The following is a 25,480-nucleotide window of genomic DNA, read 5'->3' as shown; positions in this document are numbered from 1 at the left end:
GGTCTTGCGGCGATGACTTGTGTCTCATATCTTATCTAGGGACCCCTGTCCCCGACCCTGGAGTCCGTCACATGGCAAGAACCGTCATCAAGGGTGGCGCGGTGCTCACCCTCGACCCCTCCGCCCCCTTCCACGCCGACGGCGCGGTCGTCATCGATGGCGACCGGATCGCGTGGACCGGGCCCGCGTCCGAGCTCGTGCCCGAGCCGGGGGACCGCATCGTCGACGCGTCGCGGAAGGTCGTGATGCCCGGCCTGGTGAACCTCCACTACCACGTGGACCTGGGGCGAGCCACCGGCGAGTTCACCGCCGAGAGCGACCGTCGTCCCATGTGGGACACGCTCTTCGACGACTGGTACCCGTTCATCGGTCAGCTCCGCCCCGACGAGGTCTACTGGGCCTCCATGGCCTGCTACGCCGAGGCGATCCGCTTCGGCAACACCAGCGTCAACGACATGTACGTGCAGACCGAGGCGCGTGCGCGTGCCGCCGGAGGCGTCGGGATCCGCGCGACGCTCTCCAATGAGATCGCCACCCCCGAGACGGGGATCGACACGATCCAGGACAACATCGACGCCTTCAAGGCGGCCCATGGCACGCAGAACGGGCTCGTCAAGGTGGCCTTCGGCATCGAATGGCTGCCGTGCGCCTCTGACGCGATCCTCTCCGACGTGCGCGCCGCCGCCACCGAGCTGGGCGCAGGCATCCACATCCACCTGAACGAGGCGATGTCCGAGGTGGAGAACAGCCTCGCACGCTTCGGGAAGCGCCCCACCGAGCTCGCGTACGAGCTCGGATTCCTGGGCCCCGACGTGGTCGCCGCGCACTGCGTGCACCTCGATGACCGCGAGATCCAGATGGTCGCCGAGACCGGCGCGCACATCTCCCACAACCCGGCGTCCAACTCGTTCCTCGGGAACGGCGTCGCGCGCATGAACGACTTCCGCGCCGCCGGCATCAACGTCGGCATGGGCACCGATGCGTCGTTCATGCAGGACATGTTCGAGGCCATGCGGTGGTCGACCTACCTGCACCGCGCGACGGCAGCGGACATCTCCGTCCGCTCGTCGTACGAAGCGCTCGAGATGGCGACCGTCAACGGATCGAAGGCGCTCGGCCAGGACACCGGCACGCTCGCCGCCGGCATGCTGGCGGACCTGATCCTGCTCGACGTCGACCAGATGAAGTTCGCCATGATGGACGCCACGGACTTCGGCTCCGTCGCGTCGTTCGTGACGAACCACGCGAACGGCAACGACGTCGCCTCGACGATGGTGGCCGGCGAGTTCGTCATGCTGAACGGCGAGCTCACCCGTGTCGACGAGCGGGAGATCAAGGCGAACCTGCGCAGCTCCATGGCCGCGGCCTTCTCACGCGCGTAGTGCGACGGACGCGACGGTCCGCTCCAGGGTGGGAGCCGTCAGGAGCTCGAGCCGCTCGGCGACGTCGAGCACCAGGAGGTCGCGCGCCCAACCACCGACGACCTGGAGCCCGACAGGGAGTCGGCCCGGCCCCAGGTCCACCGGCACGGTGACGGCCGGCTGGCCCGTGATGTTGAACGGATACGTGTAGGGCGTCCACGTGATCCAGGGGAGCTTCGCGTCGGCCTCGCCGCCGGCCGGGACCTCCTGATCCGCGCCGAAGGCCACGAGCGGCATGGTCGGCATGATCAGGGCGTCGTACCGTTCCAGGAGGGTGAACATCTCCGCGTTGAAGGCGCGGCGCAGTTGCAGGCCCTCCAGGTAGTCGGCGACGTCGTACTCGCGCGCGAGCGGCAGGAGCCGCGTCAGCCCGGGGTCCATGGCATCGCCCCTGTCCTCGATGAGCTCCGCGAACGTGAGCCCCCGCCCCGAGACCCACAGGCGCTCGAACACCTCTCGAGGCACCGCGGTCGCGACATCGACGTCCTCGACGAGCGTGCCCTGGGCGGTCCAGCCGCGCAGCGCGGAGAGCGTGGGCTCGAGCCGCTCCGAGACCTCCGACGACGGCGCGATGCCGAACGGCGCGCGCACGACGCCGATCCTCAGGTGTCCCGTGAGCGTACGGGCGGCAGGCGTCGCGAAGAACGACTGCGGGTCGCGAGGGTCGGGACCGGCGGTGATCTCGAGCACCGCCCGCGCGTCCGCGACGGAGCGCGTGATCGGTCCTGCGTGCGAGAGAGACTCGTTGGCGGTGCCGGGCCACACCGGGATCGCGCTGAGCGTGGGCTTGAGGCCCACCGCTCCGCAGAACGCCGCAGGGATGCGGATCGAGCCGCCCGCGTCGGACCCGGTCGCGATCGGCACGGCGCCGGCGCCCACCGTCGAGCCGGAGCCGGCGGACGAGCCGCCCGAGTTCCGCGACGTGTCCCACGGGTTGCGGGTCACCCCGGTCAGCGGCGAGATGCCGGTGCCCTTCCAGCCGAACTCCGGCGTCGTGGTGCGGCCGATGATCACCGCGCCCGCCGCCTGCAGGCGCTCGACCATCGGCGCGGCGTAGGTCGAGGGCTTCGCCGCGGAGGTGCGGGAGCCCTTGAGGCACGGCTCGCCGATGATCGGCATGTTGTCCTTCGACGCGATCGGCACGCCGTGGAGCGCGCTCCTCACGCGCCCGTCGCGTGCCTCAGCCTCGAGCTGGGACGCCTCGGCGAGCGCGGCGTCACGGCGCAGCTCGACGTACGCGTTGAGATCGGCGTCGTCACGCGCCGCCAGCTCGAGCGCGGACTCGGCCAGGTGGACGGGCGAGACCTCACGCGCGGCGACCATCCGCCCCAACTCGACGCCGGAGAGTGCCTGGTACTCGGCCAGCTCGAGCTCTCGGAACCCCGTCATCGCGCCGCCTCCTGCGCCAGCGTGGTCCACGCCTCGCTGAAGCGGTCCACCCAGTGCTCGGGCACGGAGGTGGAGATCTTGACGAACCGTGCGCCGAAATGCGGCGACTGGTAGGTGCCCGGCCTGATGAACACGTCCTGCGCGAGCACCCTGGCGCAGACCTCCTCGGAGTGCAGCCCGGTCGCGGAGACGTCCACGGCGAGGAAGTTCGCCTGCGACGGGGAGACGACGATCGAGCCGAACCCGGTGTCGGCCACCACCCTCTCGACGGCGGCGATGTTGCGCCGGTTCACCTCGCGCAGCATCTGGAGCCACGGCCCGCGGCCCTCGAGTCCTGCGATCGCCGCGCGCTGCGCGAGGATCGGTGCGCCCAGCGGGTTGGCGGGCACGGCCGTGAGGCGGGTGAGCAGCTCGGGCGCGGCGACGACCGCTCCCAGGCGCAGTCCCGCGAGGCCAAGCCACTTGGAGAAGCTGTAGGTGGTGAAGGTGCGCTCCGGGTAGAGCTCGGCCACCAGGCTGTGCCCCTCGGCGAAGTGCCGGTACGTGCAGTCGTGGACGATGTACGACTCCGTCTCGCGCGCCAGGGCGACGATCGCCTCCAGCTCCGAGCGCGAGTAGAGGCTGCCGAGCGGGTTCAGCGGATCGATCAGGTAGATCAGGCTGCGAGGCTCGATGACCTCGGCGATCTGGGCAGCGGAGAGCTTCGCGCCCGGCTGGTCGTACACGTCGAGCACGGTGAGGGGCCGTCCGCCGATCCCGACGAACCTGCCGGGCCACGGCCAGCCGGGGTCGGAGGTGATGAGCTGCGAGATCTCCGGAGCGAGCACCGTGCACAGGTGGTAGAGGCCGCCCACGGCGCCGTCGGTCACCCACGCGTCGGCCTCGGCGAGACCGAGGTCCTCGAGGATCAGCTCACGGAGCCGCTCGAAGCCGAGCGGCGGCGCATAGAGCTGGAACTCCCGCGACGCGACGCTTGCCGTCATCGCCGCGACCACCGCGGCGGGCGGCTCGAGGTGGGTGGTGTTCTGCCCCATCCACGCGAGCGTGGGCCGCGCGAGGAGCTCTTCGAAGGTGGGTGCCGGCATGGGTGTGCCTCATCTCTGGCTGGGGACTGGCGGGGAGGGGGTGTGGTCAGGGCTCGACGAGCTCGCCGGCGACGATGCGGGGCACGCCGTCCAGGTGGACCGTCGCGTCGCGCATCACGCAGTCGAGGTGCGCTGCCGCGTCCACGGTGCCGCCGTAGGCGATCGAGTTGCCGAAGGCGATGTGCGCGCTGCCCTTGGTCGACTCGGTCTCCATCGGGACCGAGCAGACGGAGCCCCGCGGGTTCAGCCCGACGGAGACCTCCGCCAGGTTCACCATGCGGGGGTCGTCGACGCGCGCCATCATCTCGAGCAGGCGGGACGCCTCGGAGCCCTCGGTCGCGAAGAGCGCGCCGTCGCGGATGTCGAGCGACACCGGCGCGGCGACGGGTCCGGGACCCATGAAGAGGAAGTCGCCGTCGATCACGACGGTGCCGTGCGACGACAGCTCGACCGGCGCGGTGCCCGACTCGATGTCAGGAGGGGCCATGTACGACCCGGGCTCCCGGGCGACGCCGGTGAGCGCGCGCCCCTTCCGCCCGCGCACGGATCCGTGCAGATCGGTGCCGGCCGGCGTGGTGATGCGAAAGGTGTCGGCCTCCTCCCATGCGCGGGCCAGGCGGCGCACCGTCGTGGCGATCGCGTCGAAGTCCACGTCGTACGGGCCTCCGAGCCGGAAGGTGTCTGCGATCACGGCGGGCATGCTCACGTACCGGGTGCCCTGGCGGCACGCCTCCTGCCGCGCGCGGCTCGAGCCGATGAACGCCGTCGTGAGCTCGATGCCCGCCGCCGCATCGGCCAGGTCGGCGGCGATCGGTGCCGGGGGCTCGGCGCCTGGCATCGGGATCTCAGGGAGCGCACGCACCAAGGCGATCGCGCGTCGATCCTCGAGCCCCGCGACGATCCCGGCGACGACCGCGGGGTCGCTCCCGGGGTCGGTGAGCACGACGACCTTCTCGCCCGGTGCGACGCCGAGGCAGGTGTCGAGCACCCGGGAGACGGTGCGGTCGGGCAGCGGTGTCAGCACGGTCATCGCCTCACTCCGCGCGGAAGTCGTCCACGCACTGCGCGAAGGCCTCGATCGTGGCCGTGCGCGTGTGGATGTCGCCGCCGATCGGGAAGAGCGTCATGCAGTCGACGCCCAGGCCTTCGAGCGTGCGCATGTGCTCCAGCACGGACGCACGGTTGCCTGCGAGAGCCATGCGCCGCACGAAGTCGTCGGGCAGCATCTCTGCGACCTTGCCGGCTTCCTGGAACTCGCCGCCGGAGTACTCGCGTTGCACACGCGCGATCAGCTCCTTGTCGAGGCCGGCGATCTCGCAGTACATGGGTGCGGTCTGGGGGAACCATGCGGCGATCGTGCGCGCGGATGCGAGCGCCTTGTCCTCGTCCTCGTTGATCTCGCCGTAGGCGAAGACCGAGATCTGGGGACGCTCGCTGCGTCCCGCGGCCTCGACGCCGCGGTCGATGTGCTCGAGCGCGTACGTCAGGCCGTCGGGGTGCAGACCTGCCAGGAGCACGACGCCGTCGGCGACGCGTCCCGCCATCTCGAGCGTCCTGGGACCTGAGGCCGAGACGTACACGGGGATGTCCGCGGGCACGTCGAAGCGCATGTGCGCGTCGTCCAGCTCGAAGCCGGCGCCCTTGAACGTGACGTGCTCGCCCGTCCACAGCGCTCGCATGGCGTGGATCGAGTCCTCGAGCTGCTGGAGCCGCGCGGGCTTGTGGCCGAGCGCGAGGAGCGGGCGGTCTCCCGCACCGATGCCCATGATGGCGCGCCCTCCGGAGATCTCGTCGAGCGTGGTGGCGGCGACGGCGGCGAGCGCAGGGTGGCGCGTGACCGGGTTGGTCACGGCCGTTCCCAGCGTCATCCGGCTCGTCCTCATCGCCGCGATCGTGAGGTACATGTAGCTGTACCGCGAGTGCAGCGAGGAGTCGGTGAGCCAGAACTCGTCGAAGCCGAGGCCCTCGATCCGCTCGACCAGATCTCCGAACTGGTCGGACGGGTAGACGGGTTGGAGGGCGACGCCAGCGCGCATCAGGACTCCGCGGTGAGCGCGAGCGCGGCGAACGTGGCGTAGACCTTGGTGGCCTCCACGATGTCGTCGATCGACAGGTGCTCGTCGGGGCAGTAGACGGGCTCTCCGCCAGGGCCGAAGATGATCGTGGGGATGTCGCCGCCGAAGCTGGCGGTGTCGCCCAGCCAGCCTGCGACCTGGAGCTCGGCCTTCTCGCCGCGGACGGACTCGACGGCCTCGCGCATCAGCATCGTGACCTTGGCCTCGGGCTCGGCGAGGTAGCCGGACTTGACGTCGGCCAGCACGACCTCGGCCTCGAAGCGGGGCTCCCGCTCCTTCGCCTTGGCGAGGCAGCGGTCGATCTCGGCGCGCACCTCCTCGAGCGTGACGCCCGGCTGAGGGCGGCAGTCGACGCGGATGACGCACTCGTCGGGGATCATCGACGGGCCGCCCGGCGGAAGGCCGCCGTAGACGCGGCCGGGCGACATGTACGTCTCAGGGCCGAAGAGCTCCGTCACCCATTCCTCCAGCTGCGGCTCGAGCTTGGACTGGTCGAGCTCGATGATCGCATGCGCGGCGAGCATGTTCGCGTTGACGGCGAGCGGCTTGTGGCAGGTGTGGGCGGAGATGCCGCGGACGATGATGTCGTAGTAGTAGCGGCCGCGGTGACCCAGGAAGATCTCGTTGTCCGAGAGCTCGCCGAGGACGCAGAGGTCGCCGGGGTGCTCCTTGAAGTAGGTGATGGCGCCGGTCTGGTCGCCCATGTGGTCGGAGACGGCGGCGAACGAGACTCGGCCGTCGAGCTCGAGGCCTGAGGCGCGCAGCGCCTCCATCGCGATGATCTGGCAGACGAGCGCGGCCTTCATGTCCATGATGCCGTGACCGTAGATCGAGCCGTCGATGAGGTCGCCGGAGAAGGGCTGGCTGACCTCCCAGCCGTGGGACACGGGCTTGGTGTCCATGTGGCCGGTGAGGACCACGTTGGGGCCGTCGCCGGTGCCGAAGTCGAGGTGGCCGATCGCGTTGGGCCGGTCACCGATCACGGGCTGGAGCTCGACGCCCGCGAAGCCGGAGTCGTTCATGACGCCTGCCAGGTAGGTGGCCAGGGGGCCTTCCTCGCCGAGGATGCTGGGGATCCGGCACACCTCCTGGACGAGGCGGACGAGGCGGTCCTCGTCGATGTGCTGGGCGACCTTGGCGGCGAGGCCTGCGTCGATCTCGGTGGTCATGTTCCATCCTCTCGGACTTCGATCTGGTACATGAGATCTTATATACCGAGCGAGCGACGTCAAGACGATTCCGGCGACGGGGCTGTTAACTCTGTGTAACGTCTGTGCGCGTCAGGCGGACGGGTCCTCGCCTGACGCCGCCGACAGCTCGGCGATCTGCACCTCGAGCACGCTCGCCAGGTGGGAGTCCAGCACCGCGATCGCCTCGTCCGTACGGCCCGCCTCGAGGGCGCCGACGATCGCAGTGTGCTGCGCGAGCGACTCCTCGAAGCGGCGCTGGCCGGCGCCCATCTTGCCCAGACGTCGCAGGTGGAGCGACAGCCGGTCGATCAGCTCGCCGAGCATGCGGTTGTCGAGCGCCGCGAACATGATGTCGTCGAACTCGTCGAGCCCCACCGCGGCCGCTGCGAGGTCGCTCGACTCCAGCGCCTCGCGGGTCGCGTCGATGTTGGCGCGAAGGCGGCTGAGGTGGCCGTCGCCTGCGGCGGCGACCAGGCGGACGCATTCGCGTTCGAGGATGCCGCGCGCGGCGAACAGCTCCCGCGCGTCCGCGACCGAGTACACCCGGGCGCGGGCGCCGCGGTATGGCGCCACCTCCACGAGGCCGTCGTGCTCGAGCCGGACGAGCGCCTCGCGGATCGGGGTCTTGCTCACGCCGTAGCGAGCGGAGAGCGTCACCTCGCGAAGGGAGGTGCCGGGCGGGAACTCGTGCTCCACGAGCGCGTCGCGCAGCTTGCGGTAGACGATCTCCTTGACCTGCAGCGGCTCGACGGTGTCGAAGGTCGTGGTCACCTGGTTCCTCCCCCTGAAGCGGCGTGGGTGCGTCCTGTCACGGGGGTGACGCTACTCCTGCTCTATGGAATATGGAATATCACCCGGGTGTGCCGCCTGACATCGCGCCCGGGGTGCTCGCGTTAAATCCATGTAACGACTTGTTGATATGTCTTGGACCACTCCTTCGGGCGGCCTAGAGTGCGGTTATTGCATATGAGATCTCATCTACCGCCAGGAGGCGCAGTGACCGTCATCGCACCCACCCCTCTGCTGCCGGAGGTGGCGGCCTTCCTCTCCAAGGAGCACGGCCTCCTCATCGACGGCCGCAGCGTCCCCGCGTCCGACGGCGGCACCTTCCCGGTGCACAACCCGGCCACCGGCGAGCTGCTCGCCCACGTGGCCGCGGGCACCGCGTCGGACGTCGATGACGCCGTCGCCGCCGCCCGCGCGGCGCTGCCCGTGTGGAACGCGATGGCGCCCGCCGCGCGCGCCGACCTGCTGTGGCGGCTGGGGGACGAGCTCGAGCGTCGCGCCGACGAGTTCGGCCAGCTCGAGACGCTCGACAACGGCAAGCCCACCGGCGAGGCCGGCGGGCTCGATGTGCCGCTGTGCGCGCAGCTGTTCAAGTACTACGCGGGCTGGGTGACCAAGATCGAGGGTGACACCATGGCGCCGTCGAGCGGCATGGCCATGCACGTCTACACGCGCCGCGAGCCCGTCGGCGTCGTCGGCGCGATCATCCCCTGGAACTTCCCGCTCCTCATGTGCGGCTACAAGCTCGGGCCCGCGCTCGCAGCGGGCTGCACCATGGTGCTCAAGCCCGCCGAGCAGACCCCGCTGTCCGCCCTCAGGCTCGTCGAGCTCATGCACGAGATCGGCTTCCCGGCAGGCGTCGTCAACGTGGTCACCGGAGACGGGCCCGGCGCAGGCGCGCCGCTGTCGGCTCACATGGACGTGGACAAGATCACCTTCACCGGCGAGAACGCCACCGGCCAGAAGATCCTCGAGGCGTCCAAGGGCAACATGAAGCGGCTCTCGCTCGAGCTGGGCGGCAAGTCGCCCAGCCTGGTCTTCGCCGACGCGGACCTCGACGCCGCGGTCGAGGGGACGTTCGGCGCCGTCTACTTCAACCAGGGCCAGTGCTGCATCGCGGGCGCCCGCGTCTTCGTGCAGCGGGACGTCTACGACCGCTTCGTCGAAGGTCTCGCCGGCAAGGTCGCGTCGATCAGGCTCGGGAACGGGCTCGCGGAGGGCACCACCATGGGCCCCGTGGTCAGCGCGGAGCAGCGCGACCGGGTCAACTCGCTCATCGCGTCGGGCGTCGCGCAGGGCGCCGTCCCGGTCGTCGGCGGAGGCACCGTCCAGGCGCCCGAGCTCGCCGACGGCTACTACGTGCAGCCCACCTTGTTCACGGATGTCACCACCGACATGGAGATCATGCGCAAGGAGATCTTCGGTCCTGTCGGGATGGTCGGCGTGTTCGACACCGAGGAGGAGGCGGTCGCGCTCGCGAACGACACGCAGTTCGGGCTCGCCTCCGGAGTGTGGACCACGGACGTCAAGCGCGCGCACCGCGTGGCCGCGCAGATCCACGCAGGCGTGGTCTGGATCAACACCTACGGCATGTTCGACGTGGCGATCCCCTACGGCGGGTTCAAGGCGAGCGGGTACGGCAAGGAGCTGGGTCGTGAGGCCCTCGAGCCGTACCTGCAGACCAAGACCGTCTGGGTCGACCTCGGGTGAGGCTGCGGATCGTGGAGGAGGCTCACTGCAGCGATCGCGGCCAGCAGGCCGGCGTGCAGCCGCTGCTCGGCCCCGACGGGATGCCGTCGCCCGGCGTGCTGGCGTCCGCATGGCTTGGCGACCCGACGCCCGACACTCTGAAGGCCGCCTTCGGTGCGTTCCCTTCCGGTGTCGCGGCGCTGTGCGCGGAGGTCGACGGCATGCGCCGGGGCCTCGCGGCGACGTCCTTCACCGTCGGCGTCTCGTTCGATCCTCCGCTCGTCGTGTGCAGCGTGCAGAACACGTCGACGACGTGGCCGCACCTGCGGACCGCGACGCGGATCGGGGTCTCGGTGCTCGGCGCGGGCCACGAGAGCGTGTGCCTTGAGCTCGCCAAGCGCGCGGAGGACAAGTTCGCGAACCTGTCGTCGGTGTCCAGCGGCTCGGGGGCGGTGTTCATCGCAGGCGCGCCCGTGTGGCTCGAGTGCTCGGTGGTCACGGAGACGCCCGTCGGGGACCACACCCTGGTCGTGCTGAAGGTCGACGCGCTGAGCGTCCTGCCGGAGCAGGACCCGCTCGTCTATCACGCCAAGCAGTTCCGACGCCTGGCCGGGTGACGGGCGCCGTCGGCTCCCGTGCCTCGCGTGAAACCGCGCCGCAACAACTGATCAACACCTGCGCAACAGACGTTGCGCATACTTCAAACCCCGAATCGAGAAGGACATCCCCATGACCGGCTCATCCACCCGCCAGATGCACCTCAACCTGTTCATGAGGATGTACGGGCACCACCCGTCGGCGTGGCGGCGCCCGTCGACGGAGCGGGCGGAGGCCTTCGACCCCGACTACTTCGTGAGCCTTGCGCGGGTGTGCGAGCGCGGGCTCTTCGACGCGGTCTTCCTCGCCGACACGCAGATGCCCATGTGGGGGCGCGCGGACATCTCCATGGGCTCGGTGTTCGAGCCGATGTCGCTCATCTCCTACATGGCCGCGAAGACCGACCGGATCGGTTTCATCGGCACCGTGTCGAGCACGCTCAACGATCCCGCGAACGCCGCCCGCCTGGTCGCGTCCGCGAACCTCATCTCCGGCGGCCGCGTCGGGATGAACCTCGTCACCTCGCAGAGCGACCCCGAGGCGCTGCTGCACGGCATGGATGCGCTTCCCGACCCCGAGAGCCGGTACGCGCGCGCCAAGGAGTTCGCCGAGGTCCTGTTCGCACTGTGGGACTCGTACCCGCGCGACGCGGTCGTGATGGACAAGGAGACCGGCACCTTCTTCGACGAGTCGGCATTCCGCACCGTCGACCACGACGGCGACTTCTACAAGGTCAAGGGAACGCTGTCCGTGCCCGAGTCCGCGCAGGGCCGCCCGGTGCTCGTCCAGGCGGGAGCGTCGCCCGCGGGCCGCGACCTGGCCGCCCGCTACGCCGAGGTGATCTACGGCATCGGCTCCACCCTCGACGACGCGCAGGAGTACTACGCCGACATCAAGCGCCGCACGCTCGGCCACGGCCGCGCAGCGGACTCGATCGCCGTCCTGCCAGGAGTCGTGACCGTCGTGGGAGACACCGAGGCGGAGGCCAAGGACAAGAAGGCCTACCTCGACTCGCTCAAGGAGCTGTCCAAGCAGCTCGACACGCTCGGCACCTACATCGGGATGGACGTCTCGCGCCTGAAGCCGGACGACACGATGCCGGCGCTGCCGTCGATCGAGGAGTTCGCGGGGCCGAAGGGCCGCTACGTCATGATGCAGACCCTGTCGCGCGGGGCCGACGGCCGGCTCGTGACGGTCGGCGAGATGCTGTCCAGGATCTCGGCGGGCGGCGGCCACTTCACGACCGTCGGCACGCCCTCCCAGATCGCCGACGAGCTGGTGACGTGGTTCCAGGGCGGCGCCGCGGATGGCTTCAACGTCAACGCCTCCACCATGCCTGAGGGCATCGAGGACTTCGTCGATCTCGTGGTCCCCGAGCTGCAGGAGCGTGGTGTGTTCCGCACGGAGTACACCGGATCGACCTTGCGTGGGCACCTGACGCAGGACGGGGCCGCCTGATGCGGGGCCTCGGCTCGTCCCACGAGATGCGTGACGCCGCCGGTGTCGCGTGGACCGCGCTGCTGACGCACGGATTCCCGGTCGCGCTCGCCGACGCCACGCTCCCGCCCGAGCGCTTCCGCTTCTACGTCTCGCAGAACCTGCTGTACCTGCCCGAGTACGCCCGCGTCATCGCGTTCGCGGCGGCACGCAGCGCGGACGGCGCGGAGCTGGCGGAGCACACCGAGTCGCTCGTGAACATCGTCGCGACGGAGCTTCCGCAGAATCGTCGGCTGCTCGACGCGATCTCGCAGCTTGCGCCCACGGCGATGCCCGGCGAGGGTGTCAAGGCGCCCGCGACGCTGGCGTACACCTCGTGGCTGCTGTCGACAGCCGCGACCGGCACGAGCCTCGACATCGCCGCGGCGATCCTTCCCTGCGCGTGGAGCTACGGCGAGATCGCCAGAGGCCTGGTCGGGGGTGCCGCGGAGCACCCCGTGTACACCGAATGGCTGCGCTTCTTCGCCTCCGACGAGTACGACGCGGTCGTCGTCCGCCAGCGCGGGGCATTCGACGCGGCGCTCGCGACGCAGGACGACGACGCCCGTGCGCGGCTTGCCGACATCTTCCTGATGGGGTGCCGGCTCGAGAGGTCCTTCTGGGATCAGGGGCTCGCCATGCAGCACTGGGACGACGTCGCGGCCTGAGCCGCACCAACAAGGAGGCTCACCGTGCCGATGCAGATCGACGCGCACAACCACATCCTCTCCATGGGCACCGACGCCGAGTTCACGCTCGGCTACGGCCGGGAGGGATCGCTGTGCATCTACCGCTCGCAGGACAAGCTGCCCACCCACCGCATGCCGACCGCGGGGGAGTGGGAGCACATCGAGGCGCAGGACGGCAAGGACGGCTTCGGCGTGATCGGACCGGATGAGATGGTCGCCGCCCACCCGGGCTTCGACAAGATGGTGGTCCTCGCGGTCAGCCCTCAGTACCTGGACGGCCGCCTGATGGGCACCGTCGACGTGTTCGACGTCACGGGCGTCGGAGGGGACCCGTCGCCCGAGCGCTGCAACGAGTACATCGCCGGCTGCGTCGCGATGCAGCCGGACAGGCTCATAGGGTTCGCGTCCGTGAACCCGAGGCTCCGCGGCCCCAAGGTTGCCGTGGAGGAGCTCGGGTACGCCGTCGAGACCTTGGGCCTCAAGGGCGTCAAGCTCTACCCGATGTACCAGCATTGGTCGCCGGCCGACCGCGAGCTGGCCTTCCCCGTCTTCGAGGCCGCCCGGGACCTGGGGATCCCCGTGATGGTCCATCAGGCAGGCTCCACCCGCATCGACGCGAAGATGGAGTACGCGCGCCCCGCGATGCTCGACGACGTCGGCAGGGAGTTCCGCGACCTCAAGGTGATCCTGGCCCACTGCGGCATCCCGTGGATCGACGAGGCGATGTTCATGCTCACGAAGCATCCGAACTTCTACACGGAGATCAGCTATCACATCGCCACGGTGACCCGCCGCGACCTGTTCCAGTTCCTGCACCGCGCGGAGCCGTTCTTCGTGCCGCTTGAGAAGATCATGTTCGGCACCGACTTCCCGGGATTCCTGTACGACCCCGTGATGCTGCGCGAGAAGCTGCTCACGGTCAACGAGGAGGCCGCGCCGCTCGGCCTTCCTGAGATTCCCCAGCACAAGATCGACGGCGTGATGGGCGACAACTTCGCGCGTCTCGTCGGCCTCATGGAGGAGGACGCATGACCAGGCCCCGCATCGTCATCATCGGAGGCGGCAACGGAGGGCTGCTCGCCGCCCACCGCCTCGCGGACCACGCGGATGTCACCATCCTCGAGGCGGGCGTCGATCCCGGCGACCCGGTGCCGTACGAGTTCCTCCACGAGCACGCCTTCCCAGAGCATGACTGGGAGTACACGAACGAGGACTCCGGCCATCACCTGGTGCGCGGGCGCGTGCTCGGCGGCGGTTCGAGCGTCAACGCCGCCGCAGGCTCGCGCGGTCAGCCCGCAGGGTTCGAGGCGTGGGGCGAGGGCTGGCGGTGGGACGACCTGCAGCCGGCGATGCGCGCGCTCGAGACGGACGAGCAGTTCGGCGCAGAGCCGTACCACGGCGACGAGGGGCCGATCCGGATCACGCGGCTCGAGCCGGGCCCGCTGGACCTCTCCTTCTACGAGGCGTCCCGCGTGCTCGGCTACGAGGAGTGCCCCGACCACAACGCGCCCGGCACCCAGGGCTACGGACCGTGGCCCACCAACCGGGTCGACGGCGGCCGCTGGGGTGCGCTCGCGGCGATCGCGCCGCTGGTGCGGGACAGGGTGACCTTGCGTCCGTCGACCGTGGTCGACCGTATCGTCATCGAGGATGGGCGCGCGGTCGGCGTGGAGGTGGACGGGGGAGAGGAGATCATCCCCGCCGACCTGGTGATCCTGTCGGCAGGGGCCTATGGAAGCCCGGAGGTGCTGTGGCGCTCCGGCATCGACGCGCCGCAGATCGGTGAGGGTCTGCAGGACCATCCGTGGGTCATGATGAATGTGCTCGCGCGCGATGAGGACGATGTGATGGCGCGCCCCGTGAGCGGCTCGCTGCTCCGTGCGGGCGTGGCCGACGACCCGTCGGACGAGTTCCAGGTGTTCCCGTTCTCCACGTGGCTGTACGACCGCTCTGCGCCCAGGAACAGCTACAGCGTGTCCGTGGCGCTGATGCAGCCCGAGAGCCGTGGCCGCGTGTTCCAGGGGGCGGATGGCGGTACGCGCATCAGCCTCGCGCACCTCAAGGAGCAGACGGACCTCGATCGGATGGCGGTGGCCGTCTCACGGACGGCGGAGCTCATCGACGCCATGGCGGAGACCGGCATCGTGACCGTGCCGGACGACGCGTGGTGGAAGCAGGGCGACCTCAAGGAGTCGTTGCGGGAGCGGGTGGAGACGTACAACCACCCGGTCGCGTCCTGTGGGATCGGCCGCACCGTGGACCGGCGCCTCAACGTGATCGGCGTGGAGGGGGTGAAGGTGATCGACGCGTCCGTGATGCCGAGGATCCCCGACGGCGGACCCAACCTCGTGACCATGGCGATCGGTTGGATCGGCGGCGGGATCGTGCTGGAGGACCTCGGTCTCTGAGCGTCGCGTTTCGCTCACGTTACGGCGTGTAAACATCTCGCGACATGGCTTGTCGGGCGTTCCGAGCCCCTCTAGGGTAATTGAAATATAAGATCTCAAACTTTCTGACCGGCGGATGTCGCCGGAGAAGAGGAGACCGGCGATGCCACGCACCCTCATCCGTCACGGCATGATCCTCACGCTCGACGCCAAGGGCACGTACCACGAGAGCGGCACGGTCGTGCTCGAGGACGACCGCATCGTCGAGGTGGTGGCAGGGGACATCACGCCGGCGATCGGCGAGACGAGCATCGACGCGACCGACATGATCGTGATGCCGGGTCTGGTGGACCTCCACTTCCACACCGCGCTCGGCAAGGGCTACAACGACCACCTGCCGCTCTGGGAGTACCTGGACGAATGCTGGTACCCCATGATCCGCGCGCTCGACTACGACGCCGCCTACTGGGCAGCGCAGGCGTCGTACACGGAGGCGATCAAGGCGGGCGTCACCACCGTCAACGACATGTACCGCAGGCTCGACGCGCTCGCGGACGCGGCGGACGAGATCGGGATCCGCGCCATCCTGTCCAACGACGTCGCCGACGACGAGCACGACCTCGACACGCTGCAGGACAACGTCGACGCCTTCCATCGGGACCACGGCCGCGCGAACGACCGCATCCAGGTGCGGTTCGGCCTCGAATGGCTCCCGCTCGCCTCGCCCGAGCTGCTCCGCGACATGCGCGGCCTCGCGGACGAGCTCGGCATCGGGATCCACGCCCACCTCAACGAGTCGCTGTCCGAGGTGGAGAACTCCGTCGCGCGCTTCGGCAGGAGGCCCACCGAGATGGCGTACGAGGCGGGCCTGCTCGGCCCCGACCTGGTCGCCGCGCATTGCGTGCACCTCAGCGACGACGAGGTCCGGATGATGGCCGAGACCGGCACTCACATCTCCCACAACCCCAGCTCCAACGCGAAGCTCGGCAACGGCATCGCCCGCGTACCCGAGTACCTCGCCGCAGGCATCAACGTCGGCCTGGGCCACGACGCCGTCGAATGCAACAACAGCGGAGACATGTTCGAGGTCCTCAAGTACGCCTCGCTGATGCACCGCGCCAACCGGATCGACGCGTCGCTCATGCAGGCCGAGCAGGTCCTCCGCATGGCCACGAACAACGGAGCCAAGGCGCTGGGCGTCAACGTCGGCAGCCTCGAGGCAGGCGCCAAGGCAGACATCGTCCTCGTCAACACCAACAGCGTCGAGTTCACCCCGATGCTCCGCGACAGCGCGACCCACCCGATGAGCCACCTCGTGTTCGCCGCCAACGGGTCCGCAGTCGACACCACCATCGTGGACGGGAAGGTGCTGATGCGTGGACGTCAGCTCCTCACCGTCGACGAGGGCCGCGTGGTCGCCGAGGCCAACGCAGCCTTCCGCCGCACCATCGACCGCATGACGGTGGTGCGGCGCGCGCACTAGTCCCGCCCGCTGGTGCCCCACCCCACACGAAAGGTAATCCCCGATGAAGCACACCCGCCGCCTCCAGGCGACGGTCGGTCTCGCAGCGAGCTCCATGCTCGTGCTGGCCGGCTGCTCGTCCACCGACGCCGCCACCACCGACACCGCGAGCGACGGCTCGACCGCCGCCATGACGACCGTCCGCTTCACGCTCGACTGGACGCCCAACACGAACCACACCGGCCTCTACGTCGCGATCGCGAACGGATACTTCAAGGACGCGGGCATCGACGTGGAGGTGCTTCCGTACAACAGCTCATCCGCCGAGACCCTGATCGATGCCGGCAGTGCCGAGTTCGGCATCACGAGCGAGGGCGGACTTCTCTACGCGCACGCCGCGGGCGGCGACGTCGTCTCCGTGATGTCCGTCCTCCAGCACGGCGCGACCGCGCTGAGCATCAGTGCGGACCGTACCGACATCACGAGCCCGGCTGACCTGGACGGCACCGTCTACGGCGGCTTCGGCACGCCGACCGAGGACGCGGTGAACAAGGCCGTGATCCAGGCCGCGGGTGGAACGGGCGACTACTCGTCCGTGATCCTCGGCACGAGCGCATACGAGGCCCTCTACTCGGGTGACGTGGACTTCACCCAGGCATTCGTGACGTGGGAGGGCATCGAGGCTGACCTCCAGGGCACCCCCATGTCGTACTTCTACCCGACCGACTACGGGTTCCCCGACGAGTACTCGATCGTGGTCGCAGGCTCCGAGTCGTGGATCGCGGCGAACCCTGAGGCGGCCTCCGCGTTCGTCGGTGCGCTTCAGAAGGGATACGAGTACGCCGCGGAGAACCCCGACGAGGCGGCGCAGATCCTCATCGACCAGAACCCGGACGTCCTGACCGAGCCGGAGCTCGTCACCAAGAGCCAGGAGCTCATCTCCTCGGACTACCTGCTCGACGCCGACGGCGCGGTCGGGACCCAGACCGCCTCGATGTGGTCGGACCTGGGCAGCTTCTACTTCGACAACGGCCTGCTCGCAGACGCCGACGGGAACGTCCTCACGGAGGAGCCCGACTGGTCCGGGTTCTACACCAACGACCTCATCTCCTGACCCGCGTCCGCCGCTCGGGGCCCATGAGCGCTCTCATGGGCCCCGGGTCGGTGGGCTCCTACAGAAGGATCGCCATGCCCGCACCCGCATCGCTCGCCGCCCAGCTGAAGGCGCGAGTCGAGCAGGCCGCGTCACAGTGGCCCTCGCTCGCTCTGCTGTCCGGGATCACCGACGGGACGCTCGACCCTGCCGTCTTCAGGCACTACCTCGAGCAGGACTACCTGTATCTGCGCTACTACGCGCGTCTGTACTCGCGCCTGGCCGCCGCCGGTCCCGAGCAGGATCTCGAGCATGCGGTCCGTCTGGCGAACGGCATCTTCGCAGTCGAGCTCGACCGACACATCGCGAACGCCAAGCCCTTCGGCTGCGACTTCGCCGCCGCGGTGGCCTCTCAGGAGACCGCGGCATACATGCGCTTCTACGACTCGCTCGCAGACGATCGTGCAGCCACCCTCGTCGCGATGCTCCCGTGCCTCTACGGCTACACGGTCGCGCTCGCCCAGGTCGACGTGGCGGACCCCTCCAGCGCGTACGCAGCGTGGGTCGCGGTCTATGCGAGCGGAGACTACGCGGACATGATCGAACGCCACTGCGCGATGATCGACGACTCCGGCATCGACCCCGCGCTCGCCGAGAGCGTGCTCACCCGAGGTCTCCAGCACGAGATCGCGTTCTGGAACCAGCAACCCGTCCGACTGGAGGCCGTCACGTGACCGCAGCTCCTGCTCAGCAAGGAATCCCGATGACCGACGCACCCGCGCGGAGAGCCCGCCGGGCGCGCCTTCCCGCATGGATCGGCGCGGTGCTCCCGCCGGTGCTGATCACCCTGGCGGTGCTCGCCGCGTGGCAGATCATCGTCGACACGTTCGACGTCCGCCCGCAGATCCTCCCTTCCCCGATCAGGATCGTGACGGCCGGGTGGTCGCAGGCGGACATCATCTGGGGTCACGCCTGGGCCACCCTGCAGGTCACGTTCGTCGGATTCACCGCCGCGCTCGTCGTCGCGTGGGTCATCGCTGTCGCGATCGACTTCTCGCCGTGGCTGCGGCGGGGCCTCATGCCGCTGCTCGTGGCTTCCCAGACCATCCCGATCATCGCGATCGCTCCTCTCATGATCATCTGGTTCGGCTTCGGCCTCCTGCCCAAGGTGATCGTGGTGGCTCTCGTCACCTTCTTCCCCGTGACGGTGGGGCTCATCGAAGGCTTCGCGAAGACCGACCGTGAGGCGGGCGCACTCCTCAGCTCCATGGGGGCAGGACGGTGGAAGCAGTTCCGCTACGCCCGACTCCCTTCCGCGCTGCCGTCGTTCTTCACCGCCCTGCGCATCTCGATCGTCTACGCCGTGACGGGCGCGATCTTCTCCGAGTACGTCGGCGCCCAGAGCGGGCTCGGCATCTACATGTCGATGCAGAAGAACGCGTTCCGCACCGACCTCGTGCTCGCTGCCGTCGCCGTGACCGCCGTCGTCAGCATCACCCTGTACCTGTCCACCTTCCTGGTCGAGCGGCTCGTCATCCCGTGGGCCTCCAAGGAGAGGAGAGCCCGTCGTGGCCACTGAGATCAAGTCCCCGAAGATTGAGCTCGTCGATCTGCACAAGCAGTTCTCCGTCCCCGGCGGTGAGCGACGCGTGGTCGACGGCGTGTCCTTCTCGGTGAACAAGGGCGAGTTCGTCGCGGTCATCGGCCCGTCGGGCTGCGGCAAGTCGACCATGTTCAACATCATGGCCGGGCTCGAGGAGCCGACCTCGGGCGAGCTCAAGGTGGACGGCAAGGACGCCATCGGTGTGCGTGAGAACGTCGCCTACATGCCGCAGAAGGACCTCCTGTTCCCGTGGCGCACGATCGCGGAGAACTGCGCGCTCGGGCTCGAGGTGCAGGGCATGTGGAAGCTCGAGGCCCGCAAGCGGGCACGGGACCTGTTCCCGACGTTCGGCCTGTCCGGCTTCGAGGACTCGCACCCGTTCGAGCTCTCCGGCGGCATGAGGCAGCGCGCGGCGCTGCTGCGCACCGTCGTGCAGGGTCGGGACATCCTGCTGCTCGACGAGCCTTTCGGGGCGCTCGACTCGCTCACGCGCATCGAGATGCAGAACTGGCTCCAGGGCGTCTGGGCCAAGCACGAGTGGACTGCTGTGATGATCACCCATGACATCCGCGAGGCGATCTATCTGGCGGACCGGGTCATCGTGCTGAGCGCCAGGCCCACGCGCGTGCGCCTGAACGTCGAGGTGGATCTTCCTCGCCCGCGGGAGCTGTCGGTGATCACCTCGCCCGAGTTCGCGGCGATCGAGGCCCAGCTCATCGAGACGCTCCACGAGGAGTCGCGCAAGGCGCTCGAGCTGCAGGGGACCCTGCTCTAGCCGTTGACCGCTCGCGTGGACTTCGTGAGCCGACCGTCGGAAGGATCCGTGCCGATGCCCGACCCGTTCGCGCCCTACGTGCTCGGAGGCGTGCCGCTCGCCAACCGCATCGTCATGGCCCCCATGACGCGCTGCCGCGCGGGCTCCGGCGGCACGGCGACCGAGCTGATGGCGCGGTACTACGCGCAGCGTGCCGACGCCGGCCTGATCATCACGGAGGGCATCCAGCCTTCCGAAGTCGGGCAGGGCTACCCGTGGACGCCCGGCCTGCACACGGCCGAGCAGGCGCGCTCCTGGCGGACGGTCACCGAGGCGGTCCATGCCCGCGGGGGGCGGATCGCGGCTCAGCTGATGCATGCCGGCCGAATCTCGCATCCGAGCGTGCAGCGCGGCGGTGCCGTGCCGGTGGCGCCGTCGGCGGTCCGTGCCGACGGCAAGGTCTTCACGCCCGCAGGCATGAAGGACATGGTGACCCCGGTCGCGCTCGACGAGCCGGGGATCCGGGCCACGATCGCGGACTTCGTCGCTGCGGCGAGGGCTGCCATCGGAGCAGGCTTCGACGGTGTGGAAATCCACGGGGCGAACGGTTACCTGGTCCACCAGTTCCTCGCGGAGGGCTCGAACAGCAGGACCGACGCGTGGGGTGGCGGGGTCGCCGGTCGGCTCCGGTTCGCGGTGGAGGTCGCCGCGGCCGTGGCGGGCGAGATCGGCCCTCGACGTGTCGGCATGCGCCTGTCACCCGGAGGCGGGACGTCGAGCGACATCCACGAGGATCCCGAGGACCTGCCCGCCACCTACGTCCCGCTGGCTCACGCGTTGAGCGATGTCGGCCTCGCGTGGCTGCACCTCGTCGACACCGGCGGCCCGGCTCTACGGCTCCGGATCAGGGAAGCCTGGCACGGCGCGCTCATCGTCAACCCTGCCCTCGGAGCGGGCGCGGAGGCGGCACAGGCGGGGCTGCAGGCCGTCGAGGAGGGGCAGGCCGACCTGGTCTCATATGCCGCGCTGTTCCTCGCGAACCCCGATCTGCCCACCAGGCTGAGGCGGGGAGGTCCGTTCAACGCGCCTGACCGCTCCACCTACTACGGTGGCGATGAGCGGGGGTACACGGACTATCCGGAGCTCGCGTCATGAGGTTGCGGCAGGGACGGGGAATGCTCTTCGGCGCCGGCGAGCGCGTGGGAGCGGACGAGGGTAGCATCGTGTTCGCTCCACCTGCGGTAGCCGTGCCCATGAGCCGGCCCGGTCCGCTTTGACGGCGGCCGCCCCTGCAGGTACAGTTGACGTTCGTGCCCGCGTCATCGGGCCCTCACGCGCGCCCTCTCGGGCGCATCCCAACCAGGTTCGACACGCCCGGGCGCGGGGGTCGGACGCCGCCCGCCAAGTTTCAGAAACGATTCGAACAAGTTCGGAGATGTAGTGCCTACGATTCAGCAGCTGGTCAGGAAGGGCCGCCACCCCAAGGCGTCCAAGACCAAGACCCCGGCTCTCAAGTCGAGCCCCCAGCGTCGTGGCGTGTGCACCCGCGTGTACACCACGACCCCCAAGAAGCCGAACTCGGCGCTGCGCAAGGTGGCTCGTGTCCGCCTGTCGTCCGGCATCGAGGTCACGGCCTACATCCCGGGCGAGGGCCACAACCTGCAGGAGCACTCGATCGTGCTGGTGCGCGGCGGCCGTGTGAAGGACCTTCCCGGTGTCCGCTACCGCATCGTCCGTGGCTCGCTCGACACCCAGGGCGTCAAGGGCCGTCAGCAGGCGCGTAGCCGCTACGGCGCGAAGAAGGAGAAGAAGTAGTGCCTCGCAAGGGACCGGCGCCCAAGCGCCCCATCATTAACGACCCCGTCTACGGCGCGACCGTCGTCACCCAGCTGATCAACAAGGTCCTGCTGGACGGCAAGAAGTCCGTCGCCGAGTCCATCGTCTACGGCGCCCTCGAGGGTGTCCGTGAGAAGTCCGGTCAGGACCCCGTCGTCGTGCTCAAGCGCGCGCTCGAGAACATCCGTCCCGCGCTCGAGGTCCGCTCTCGCCGCGTCGGTGGCGCCACCTACCAGGTGCCGGTCGACGTCCGTCCGGTGCGTGCGACCACCCTCGCGCTGCGCTGGCTGGTGGACTTCGCGCGTCAGCGTCGCGAGCACACCATGACCGAGCGCCTGATGAACGAGATCCTCGACGCCTCCAACGGCCTCGGTGCCGCGGTGAAGCGCCGTGAGGACATGCACAAGATGGCCGAGTCGAACAAGGCGTTCGCCCACTACCGCTGGTAGTGGCGAGCAGTCCTCGACCGAAGACCCAAGGAGAACCACTCGTGGCACAGGACGTGCTCACGGACCTCAAGAAGGTCCGCAACATCGGCATCATGGCCCACATCGATGCCGGCAAGACCACCACCACCGAGCGCATCCTGTTCTACACGGGTGTGAACTACAAGATCGGTGAGACCCACGACGGTGCGTCGACGACCGACTGGATGGAGCAGGAGCAGGAGCGCGGCATCACCATCACCTCCGCCGCGGTGACCTGCTTCTGGAACGACAACCAGATCAACATCATCGACACCCCTGGCCACGTGGACTTCACGGTCGAGGTGGAGCGTTCGCTGCGAGTGCTCGACGGCGCGGTCGCCGTGTTCGACGGCAAGGAGGGCGTGGAGCCCCAGTCCGAGACCGTGTGGCGTCAGGCCGACAAGTACGACGTTCCCCGCATCTGCTTCGTCAACAAGATGGACAAGCTGGGCGCCGACTTCTACTTCACGGTCGACACGATCATCAACCGCCTCGGCGCCAAGCCGCTGGTCATCCAGCTGCCCATCGGCTCGGAGAACGACTTCGTCGGCATCGTCGACCTGGTCGAGATGAACGCCAAGGTGTGGCCCGGCGACGCCAAGGGCGACGTGACCATGGGCGCCAAGTACGACGTCACCGAGATCCCCGCCGACCTCAAGGACAAGGCGGACGAGTACCGCGCCGCCCTGCTCGAGGCCGTGGCCGAGGCCGACGACGAGCTGCTCGAGAAGTACCTGGGCGGCGAGGAGCTGACCACCGCTGAGATCAAGGGCGCGATCCGCAAGCTCACGATCTCGTCGCAGCTCTACCCGGTGCTGTGCGGCTCGGCGTTCAAGAACCGTGGCGTGCAGCCCATGCTCGACGCCGTGATCGACTACCTGCCGGCCCCGGTCGACGTGCCTGCCATCCAGGGTCACGACGTCCGCGACCCCGAGGTCGTCATCGAGCGTCACGCCGACGCGAGCGAGCCCTTCTCGGCCCTCGCCTTCAAGGTCGTCGCTCACCCGTTCTTCGGTCGCCTCACCTACGTCCGCGTCTACTCGGGTCACCTCGAGACCGGTGCCCAGGTCGTCAACTCGACCAAGGGCAAGAAGGAACGCATCGGGAAGCTGTTCCAGATGCACGCCAACAAGGAGAACCCGGTCGACTCGATCCACGCCGGTCACATCTACGCGGTCATCGGCCTCAAGGACACGACCACCGGTGACACGCTGTGCAACCCGGACCACCAGGTGGTCCTCGAGTCCATGACGTTCCCGGACCCGGTCATCGACGTGGCCATCGAGCCCAAGACCAAGGGCGACCAGGAGAAGCTCTCGCTCGCCATCCAGAAGCTCGCCGAGGAGGACCCCACCTTCCGCGTGCGCCTGGACGACGAGACCGGCCAGACCGTCATCGGCGGCATGGGCGAGCTCCACCTGGACATCCTCGTGGACCGCATGAAGCGCGAGTTCAAGGTCGACGCGAACGTCGGCAAGCCGCAGGTCGCGTACCGCGAGACCATCCGCAAGACGGTCGAGAAGTACGACTACACGCACAAGAAGCAGACCGGCGGCTCCGGCCAGTTCGCGAAGGTCCAGATCACGCTCGAGCCGCTCGAGGCCGACTCCGAGGTGCAGTACGAGTTCGTGAACGCCGTCACCGGTGGTCGCGTGCCCCGTGAGTACATCCCGTCGGTCGACGCAGGCATCCAGAACGCCATGGAGCTGGGCATCCAGGCCGGTTACCCGGTCGTCGGTGTCAAGGCCACCCTGGTGGACGGCGCCTACCACGACGTCGACTCGTCGGAGATGGCGTTCAAGATCGCCGGTTCGATGGCCTTCAAGGAGGCCGCTCGCAAGGCCAGCCCCGTGCTGCTCGAGCCGATGATGGCCGTCGAGGTCCGTACGCCCGAGGAGTACATGGGTGACGTCATCGGCGACATCAACTCCCGCCGTGGACAGATCCGCCAGATGTCCGACGCCCAGGGCGTCAAGGTCATCGACGCGCTGGTTCCGCTGTCGGAGATGTTCGGCTACGTCGGTGACCTGCGCTCCAAGACCTCTGGTCGCGCCGTGTACTCGATGCAGTTCGACAGCTACTCCGAGGTCCCGAAGGCAGTCGCCGACGAGATCATCGCAAAGACCCGGGGCGAGTAGTCCCACCGGTCGCAAAAACAGGTAAGAATAACGACCAGTAGGGATGAAGCCCCCGATGGCCATGCGCCATCGATCGGACTAGCATTCTTACCCGAGTCTCATCAATTCAGGAGGAACACCTCATGGCTAAGGCCAAGTTCGAGCGGTCCAAGCCGCACGTGAACATCGGTACCATCGGTCACGTCGACCACGGCAAGACCACGCTGACCGCTGCGATCTCCAAGGTCCTGCACGACATGTACCCGGACCTGAACCCGTTCACCCCGTTCGAGGACATCGACAAGGCTCCTGAGGAGCGCGAGCGCGGTATCACGATCAACATCGCGCACATCGAGTACGAGACCGCGAAGCGCCACTACGCCCACGTCGACGCCCCGGGTCACGCTGACTACATCAAGAACATGATCACCGGTGCCGCCCAGATGGACGGCGCGATCCTCGTGGTCGCCGCGACCGACGGTCCGATGGCCCAGACGCGTGAGCACGTGCTGCTCGCCAAGCAGGTGGGCGTCCCCTACCTGCTCGTCGCGCTGAACAAGTCCGACATGGTCGACGACGAGGAGATCCTCGAGCTCGTCGAGGTCGAGGTCCGTGACCTCCTGTCCTCGCAGGGCTTCGACGGTGACAACGCGCCCGTCATCCAGGTCTCGGCGCTCAAGGCGCTCGAGGGCGACGAGAAGTGGGTCAAGTCGGTCCAGGACCTCATGAACGCCGTGGACGAGAACGTCCCGGAGCCCGTCCGTGACATGGACAAGCCCTTCCTCATGCCGATCGAGGACGTCTTCACGATCACCGGTCGTGGCACCGTCGTCACCGGCAAGGTGGAGCGCGGCAAGCTCAAGATCAACTCCGAGGTCGAGATCCTCGGTATCCGTGAGCCCCAGAAGACCACCGTCACCGGCATCGAGATGTTCCACAAGTCGATGGACGAGGCGTGGGCCGGCGAGAACTGCGGTCTGCTGCTCCGCGGCACCAAGCGTGAGGACGTCGAGCGCGGCCAGGTCGTGGTCCAGCCCGGCACCACCACGCCGCACACCTCGTTCGAGGGCAAGTGCTACATCCTCAACAAGGACGAGGGCGGCCGCCACAACCCGTTCTACACGAACTACCGCCCGCAGTTCTACATCCGCACCACGGACGTCACCGGCGTCATCTCGCTGCCCGAGGGCACCGAGATGGTCATGCCTGGTGACACCACCGAGATGACTGTCGAGCTCATCCAGCCCATCGCCCTCGAGGAGGGCCAGGGCTTCGCGATCCGCGAGGGTGGCCGCACCGTGGGTTCGGGCACCGTCACCAAGATCCTGAAGTAGTTTCAGAGTCTGCCGCAGCGTCACACGCTG

23 protein-coding genes are annotated in these 25,480 nt (G+C 68.6%); 17 read left to right on the top strand and 6 right to left on the bottom strand.

Features of this window, described 5'->3' with window-relative positions:
* Positions 1–71 precede the first annotated feature (71 nt).
* Positions 72–1,382 (top strand): amidohydrolase family protein, encoded by a 1,311-nt coding sequence (locus RN607_RS11975; RefSeq protein ID WP_313542801.1) that lies wholly within the window; start codon positions 72–74, stop codon positions 1,380–1,382.
* Here RN607_RS11975 and RN607_RS11970 read toward each other — a convergent pair.
* The 6 genes from RN607_RS11970 to RN607_RS11945 form a co-directional block, all read right to left on the bottom strand.
* Positions 1,371–2,810 carry an amidase gene (locus RN607_RS11970; protein ID WP_313542799.1) on the bottom strand — a complete coding sequence of 480 codons (1,440 nt, stop codon included), beginning with the start codon at positions 2,808–2,810 and terminating at the stop codon, positions 1,371–1,373. The genes RN607_RS11975 and RN607_RS11970 overlap by 12 nt on opposite strands.
* Positions 2,807–3,895: a pyridoxal phosphate-dependent aminotransferase gene (locus RN607_RS11965; protein WP_313542797.1), complete on the bottom strand. Its 1,089-nt coding sequence runs from the start codon at positions 3,893–3,895 to the stop codon at positions 2,807–2,809. The genes RN607_RS11970 and RN607_RS11965 overlap by 4 nt, the downstream gene beginning before the upstream one ends.
* A 46-nt stretch (positions 3,896–3,941) precedes the next feature.
* On the bottom strand, positions 3,942–4,925 hold the full coding sequence (locus tag RN607_RS11960; RefSeq protein WP_313542795.1) for a 2,5-dihydroxypyridine 5,6-dioxygenase NicX family protein: 984 nt from the start codon (positions 4,923–4,925) through the stop codon (positions 3,942–3,944).
* A gap of 4 nt (positions 4,926–4,929) precedes the next feature.
* Entirely contained in the window at positions 4,930–5,931 is a 1,002-nt protein-coding gene (locus RN607_RS11955) for an LLM class flavin-dependent oxidoreductase (protein ID WP_313542793.1), read from the bottom strand.
* Positions 5,931–7,139 (bottom strand): M20 family metallopeptidase, encoded by a 1,209-nt coding sequence (locus RN607_RS11950; protein ID WP_313497490.1) that lies wholly within the window; start codon positions 7,137–7,139, stop codon positions 5,931–5,933. Before RN607_RS11950 ends, RN607_RS11955 begins: the two co-directional genes overlap by 1 nt.
* A 111-nt stretch (positions 7,140–7,250) precedes the next feature.
* Positions 7,251–7,931: a GntR family transcriptional regulator gene (locus RN607_RS11945; protein ID WP_313497487.1), complete on the bottom strand. Its 681-nt coding sequence runs from the start codon at positions 7,929–7,931 to the stop codon at positions 7,251–7,253.
* Positions 7,932–8,156: 225 nt separating this feature from the next.
* On the opposite strand from RN607_RS11945, the gene RN607_RS11940 reads away from it, so the two are divergent.
* The 16 genes from RN607_RS11940 to tuf all read left to right on the top strand — a co-directional run bounded on the left by RN607_RS11940 (position 8,157) and on the right by tuf (position 25,450).
* A complete protein-coding gene (locus tag RN607_RS11940) occupies positions 8,157–9,656 on the top strand; it encodes an aldehyde dehydrogenase family protein (RefSeq protein ID WP_313542790.1) in 1,500 nt (499 codons plus the stop codon).
* An 11-nt stretch (positions 9,657–9,667) separates the two neighbouring features.
* Complete coding sequence (locus RN607_RS11935; protein WP_313542788.1) at positions 9,668–10,252, top strand: flavin reductase family protein; 585 nt, start codon at positions 9,668–9,670, stop codon at positions 10,250–10,252.
* A 112-nt stretch (positions 10,253–10,364) separates the two neighbouring features.
* Positions 10,365–11,690, top strand: a complete 1,326-nt coding sequence (locus RN607_RS11930) for an LLM class flavin-dependent oxidoreductase (RefSeq protein WP_313497481.1) — start codon at positions 10,365–10,367, stop codon at positions 11,688–11,690.
* Positions 11,690–12,376: a TenA family protein gene (locus RN607_RS11925; protein ID WP_313542786.1), complete on the top strand. Its 687-nt coding sequence runs from the start codon at positions 11,690–11,692 to the stop codon at positions 12,374–12,376. Before RN607_RS11930 ends, RN607_RS11925 begins: the two co-directional genes overlap by 1 nt.
* A 30-nt stretch (positions 12,377–12,406) precedes the next feature.
* Positions 12,407–13,429 carry an amidohydrolase family protein gene (locus tag RN607_RS11920; protein ID WP_313545438.1) on the top strand — a complete coding sequence of 341 codons (1,023 nt, stop codon included), beginning with the start codon at positions 12,407–12,409 and terminating at the stop codon, positions 13,427–13,429.
* Positions 13,426–14,805, top strand: coding sequence for a GMC family oxidoreductase (locus tag RN607_RS11915; RefSeq protein WP_313542784.1), 1,380 nt, complete (start codon positions 13,426–13,428; stop codon positions 14,803–14,805). The genes RN607_RS11920 and RN607_RS11915 overlap by 4 nt, the downstream gene beginning before the upstream one ends.
* Before the next feature lie 142 nt (positions 14,806–14,947).
* Positions 14,948–16,267, top strand: a complete 1,320-nt coding sequence (locus tag RN607_RS11910; RefSeq protein ID WP_313542782.1) for an amidohydrolase family protein — start codon at positions 14,948–14,950, stop codon at positions 16,265–16,267.
* Positions 16,268–16,310: 43 nt separating this feature from the next.
* Positions 16,311–17,360 carry an ABC transporter substrate-binding protein gene (locus RN607_RS11905; protein WP_313497474.1) on the top strand — a complete coding sequence of 350 codons (1,050 nt, stop codon included), beginning with the start codon at positions 16,311–16,313 and terminating at the stop codon, positions 17,358–17,360.
* 74 nt (positions 17,361–17,434) lie between these two features.
* The gene (locus tag RN607_RS11900; RefSeq protein WP_313497472.1) at positions 17,435–18,073 is read left to right on the top strand and encodes a TenA family protein; all 639 of its coding nucleotides are present in this window, start codon (positions 17,435–17,437) and stop codon (positions 18,071–18,073) included.
* 29 nt (positions 18,074–18,102) lie between these two features.
* Positions 18,103–18,918, top strand: coding sequence for an ABC transporter permease (locus RN607_RS11895; protein WP_313542780.1), 816 nt, complete (start codon positions 18,103–18,105; stop codon positions 18,916–18,918).
* Positions 18,908–19,717 (top strand): ABC transporter ATP-binding protein, encoded by an 810-nt coding sequence (locus RN607_RS11890; RefSeq protein WP_313542778.1) that lies wholly within the window; start codon positions 18,908–18,910, stop codon positions 19,715–19,717. The genes RN607_RS11895 and RN607_RS11890 overlap by 11 nt, the downstream gene beginning before the upstream one ends.
* A 54-nt stretch (positions 19,718–19,771) precedes the next feature.
* Positions 19,772–20,851: an alkene reductase gene (locus RN607_RS11885; protein ID WP_313542777.1), complete on the top strand. Its 1,080-nt coding sequence runs from the start codon at positions 19,772–19,774 to the stop codon at positions 20,849–20,851.
* A 285-nt stretch (positions 20,852–21,136) separates the two neighbouring features.
* Positions 21,137–21,511 carry a 30S ribosomal protein S12 gene (rpsL, locus tag RN607_RS11880; protein WP_301125188.1) on the top strand — a complete coding sequence of 125 codons (375 nt, stop codon included), beginning with the start codon at positions 21,137–21,139 and terminating at the stop codon, positions 21,509–21,511.
* Entirely contained in the window at positions 21,511–21,981 is a 471-nt protein-coding gene (gene rpsG, locus RN607_RS11875) for a 30S ribosomal protein S7 (RefSeq protein ID WP_313497463.1), read from the top strand. Before rpsL ends, rpsG begins: the two co-directional genes overlap by 1 nt.
* Positions 21,982–22,022: 41 nt before the next feature.
* A complete protein-coding gene (gene fusA, locus RN607_RS11870; protein WP_313497461.1) occupies positions 22,023–24,137 on the top strand; it encodes an elongation factor G in 2,115 nt (704 codons plus the stop codon).
* 122 nt (positions 24,138–24,259) lie between these two features.
* Positions 24,260–25,450: an elongation factor Tu gene (tuf, locus tag RN607_RS11865; RefSeq protein WP_313497459.1), complete on the top strand. Its 1,191-nt coding sequence runs from the start codon at positions 24,260–24,262 to the stop codon at positions 25,448–25,450.
* The last annotated feature ends 30 nt before the right edge of the window (positions 25,451–25,480 follow it).

The sequence above is a fragment of the Demequina capsici genome (genome assembly GCF_032102965.1).
Taxonomy (GTDB): domain Bacteria; phylum Actinomycetota; class Actinomycetes; order Actinomycetales; family Demequinaceae; genus Demequina; species Demequina capsici.
This window is presented reverse-complemented; position numbering and strand designations above follow the sequence as displayed.